Origin of the sequence: Buttiauxella cochleicola, assembly GCF_021282435.1 — a bacterium.
GTDB classification, from domain to species: Bacteria; Pseudomonadota; Gammaproteobacteria; order Enterobacterales; family Enterobacteriaceae; genus Buttiauxella; species Buttiauxella massiliensis.
Genome location: NZ_JAJSOT010000024.1, coordinates 1 through 1,435, shown reverse-complemented (window position 1 = coordinate 1,435; position 1,435 = coordinate 1). Strand labels below are relative to the sequence as shown.

At 52.8% G+C, this 1,435-nt stretch carries 1 rRNA gene; it reads right to left on the bottom strand.

The annotated features are described in order from the left end of the window. Nucleotides 1-32 precede the first annotated feature (32 nt). A 23S ribosomal RNA gene (locus LVQ77_RS22225) occupies nt 33-1,435 on the bottom strand; the annotation flags it as partial.

Here is a 1,435-nt window from a genome sequence, read left to right as displayed (position 1 = left end):
TAGTCTCTCAACCAAAACACCTTCGGTGTTGTAAGGTTAAGCCTCACGGATCATTAGTACTGGTTAGCTCAACGTATCGCTACGCTTACACACCCAGCCTATCAACGTCGTAGTCTTCAACGTTCCTTCAGGGGAATCAAGTTCCCAGGGAGAATTCATCTCGGGGCAAGTTTCGCGCTTAGATGCTTTCAGCGCTTATCTTTTCCGCATTTAGCTACCGGGCAATGCCATTGGCATGACAACCCGAACACCAGTGATGCGTCCACTCCGGTCCTCTCGTACTAGGAGCAGCCCCCCTCAATTCTCCAGCGCCCACGGCAGATAGGGACCGAACTGTCTCACGACGTTCTAAACCCAGCTCGCGTACCACTTTAAATGGCGAACAGCCATACCCTTGGGACCTACTTCAGCCCCAGGATGTGATGAGCCGACATCGAGGTGCCAAACACCGCCGTCGATATGAACTCTTGGGCGGTATCAGCCTGTTATCCCCGGAGTACCTTTTATCCGTTGAGCGATGGCCCTTCCATTCAGAACCACCGGATCACTATGACCTGCTTTCGCACCTGCTCGAGCCGTCACTCTCGCAGTCAAGCTAGCTTATGCCATTGCACTAACCTCACGATGTCCGACCGTGATTAGCTAACCTTCGTGCTCCTCCGTTACGCTTTAGGAGGAGACCGCCCCAGTCAAACTACCCACCAGACACTGTCCGCAACCCGGATTACGGGTCTACGTTAGAACACCAGCCATTAAAGGGTGGTATTTCAAGGTTGGCTCCACGCAGACTGGCGTCCACGCTTCAAAGCCTCCCACCTATCCTACACATCAAGGACCAGTGTTCAGTGTCAAGCTATAGTAAAGGTTCACGGGGTCTTTCCGTCTTGCCGCGGGTACACTGCATCTTCACAGCGATTTCAATTTCACTGAGTCTCGGGTGGAGACAGCCTGGCCATCATTACGCCATTCGTGCAGGTCGGAACTTACCCGACAAGGAATTTCGCTACCTTAGGACCGTTATAGTTACGGCCGCCGTTTACCGGGGCTTCGATCAAGAGCTTCAGCTTGCGCTTAACCCCATCAATTAACCTTCCGGCACCGGGCAGGCGTCACACCGTATACGTCCACTTTCGTGTTTGCACAGTGCTGTGTTTTTAATAAACAGTTGCAGCCAGCTGGTATCTTCGACTGCCTTCAGCTCCACCCGCAAGGGGTTTCACCTACCGACAGCGTGCCTTCTCCCGAAGTTACGGCACCATTTTGCCTAGTTCCTTCACCCGAGTTCTCTCAAGCGCCTTGGTATTCTCTACCTGACCACCTGTGTCGGTTTGGGGTACGATTTGATGTGACCTGATGCTTAGAGGCTTTTCCTGGAAGTGCGGCATTTGTTACTTCAGCACCGTAGTGCCTCGTCATCACACCTCAGCGTTAGATA